Here is a 2,270-nt window from a genome sequence, read left to right as displayed (position 1 = left end):
GTCCAGCGAAGAAAGGGAAAAACAGGGGGAGCCGAAACGAAATGACACGCCCCAGCGATGGCAAGTGAACCCCAGTGAACGTGTTTCGTTTTGGGGGCAAAGCCCCCCGTCAAGCGAAGCGTCTGACCACCACATTTTTGAGCGACCAAATACAGGGGCGAAAAAAGGGGGTGGTCAGACGAACGCAGTGAGTTTGACGGGCTTGGGGGAATGGTTTTTTTCGCAGGCGTCCAGCCGAAGAAAATAGCCAGAGGGCGGAGCCTTATGTCATTCATTTTCGTCCAGAAAATGAGTGGCATTGATACTGAAAGTATCATGGGGTGCAAGTTAGTAAAACTATGATTCTACCCATTATTTCACCCGTTATTCTGCCCGTTATACCTAAATTGGGTGCAATAACGGGTAAAGTAATAGGTAGAATAACAGGTGGATTAATGGGTAAGAAATAACACAACGTCATCTTGTGTCTATCTATTATTCTGTATCTTATTCTATGTATTATTCTACCTATTACAGACGAAATAGATAAAATAAGAGATAGAATAATAGATAGGATAATACATAAAATAATAGGTAAACCTAACGTCAGCGCACCTTTTCTTCGAGCTGTTTTAGCATCGAAATATCACCTAATAACCGTTGATTTTTACCTGTGAAAAAGATGATCGGACTGACATTTGCATTATCAATACTTCGGCTTAACTGAATTCCCATCGCCTGATAATCATCATCGTTTGTGCAATGGTATAACGCTAAAACAAGCTGACATTGTTCTGGAGTTCCGCATTCTATTGCCCAGCGGATCAACTCCGAAAAGGTCAATCCGTTCGGTTTCCAGTGTTTTTTATGCCGTGACGCTAACGCCTTAAATTTTTCACGCCCTTGATTATATTTTTCTGCCCCGATCACCGGATCTTCACAACGAACCCCTTGAACCGGTCGCTTATCAAATGACAATTCCCATAAATTTAATTCTTCGATGTATTCGTAATCTTCTGGCGATGCCAAACGAAATAATTGAGACATAGAGACACCCTCCGATCATGTGTGAACGGAGACAGTATAAGGCTTTCGAGAAATTCCGCTTCCTCGACGTGAAACAAGTTCACGCCTTGCGGCGAGCGTTGCGAATTGAATTTATGAGGTTTACCAAGCTCCAGATGTAACAAAGCCCCGTGACAGCATCACAGGGCTCTGGTACTCTAAATCTTGTGCATTCGTTGCTCAGATTAGACGTCGCAATCCAATCTTAGCAACGTGAGAGGCGCTTGTCACGTTCTCATTAAATACCAGCCAACGACATTAACCCAAATGCACCACTTGATTGACTCGGACTTAGCCCGGTCTCCGAAAGGATAAACAGGCAAATTGTGGTAGTAAAACGTACCGGAAAACGAAATTCCGGCTCTACCTCCGAATCACGCTGCGGTATCGAAAGATTACAGTGCGTACCTGATAAGAGCACCAATCAACGGACTAGGGATTTCTTGGATTGCGAAGTGTCGAAAGAAGCCCAACCTAACCAAACTTAGCCAGATTAACGAGCTAAGAGACCATGACCCAATAACTGATCATGGAGAAAAGCAAAGACAAGATGAAGATGTCGCTTCGCTCCGTTTTGATTAGTACCACATTGGGGCATTAGGCGTTTTTTACCTAGATTTTATCGGTGAACAATAACACCTAAACTCTCAACAAGCTGAAGCGCCTGCTCTCCATCCAACTTCACTCCATCTAAATTAATTCGCCTTGCATCAAGCTCGCCAAGCGCCCCACCCGTTAAATCACAACCAGTAAAATCAGCCAAAGACCAATCAAACGATGAAAACTCCCCACAAGAAAGATCGGAGCCACGAAACACGGCGCCAGTTATCACAGTGCCATTCCAGCGATTTTCCCACAGTTCGCACTTTTCTAATATGACTCTAGAAAAATTAGCGTAACTAAGATTTGTCTTGGTTATATAAGCACTACAAAACCATGACCTTGTAGTTATCATATTCATAAAATTAGCCCCTCGAAAATCAGCTCCTTGAGCTAAACACTCACTAATTTCAAGACCTAAGGCGCTAATGTTTTTAAAATTACTCATTGATAAATCGCAGCTTTTAAAGCTAGCGTTTTTTAGTTTGGCTCTATTAAAATCACACCCTTCCAAGCTATTCCTGTCGTAAAAACTACAATCAACAAATTCAGTATCAGTTAAATCAACCCCTGAACAATCACAGTTTGAAAAGGCAATATTTTTAACTCTATTCCCCGTAAATTGA

The 2,270-nt window shown here is 42.4% G+C and carries 2 protein-coding genes; both read right to left on the bottom strand.

Translation table 11 applies throughout. From position 1 onward, the window contains the following. Window positions 1-585: 585 nt before the first annotated feature. Entirely contained in the window at window positions 586-1,026 is a 441-nt protein-coding gene (locus A9O67_RS13390; RefSeq protein WP_015063446.1) for a hypothetical protein, read from the bottom strand. 637 nt (window positions 1,027-1,663) lie between these two features. Further along, window positions 1,664-2,270: QnrD family quinolone resistance pentapeptide repeat protein (locus A9O67_RS03515; protein ID WP_068607409.1), on the bottom strand; the 607-nt coding region annotated here is incomplete at its 5' end.

It is taken from the genome of Tepidimonas fonticaldi, from assembly GCF_001675355.1.
Lineage (GTDB): Bacteria > Pseudomonadota > Gammaproteobacteria > Burkholderiales > Burkholderiaceae_C > Tepidimonas > Tepidimonas fonticaldi.
The sequence above is the reverse complement of the archived record's forward strand: the minus strand, read 5'-3'. Positions and strand labels throughout refer to the sequence as shown.